This window comes from Henriciella mobilis, from assembly GCF_003576285.1.
Lineage (GTDB): Bacteria > Pseudomonadota > Alphaproteobacteria > Caulobacterales > Hyphomonadaceae > Henriciella > Henriciella mobilis.
In genome coordinates, this window is sequence record NZ_QWFX01000015.1 from 1 (window position 1) to 291 (window position 291).

The window sequence follows — 291 nt, forward strand, 5'->3', positions numbered from 1 at the left end:
TGCGGCCCGTCCCGGCCCCACCGTCGCATAACGCTCCGTTGTGGCCAGTACGGTCCTCCTACAGCGGTTTGCAGGCGCGACGTACCGGCGCAGGCGGCCATAGGGCGTCGCCGCGACCGATTAGCCAGGTACATCGACCGACACGACAGCCAGAGCGTCACCGTAGGGGCTGTGCCCCTACACCCCCTTTTCCCCAGTGCAGGATAGGGAACGCGGCAGCTGGAAATTACGACCCGCCGAAGAGCACTTCGCCGGTGTCCAGGTCAACGATCGTGCAGCCCCGATCAGCGA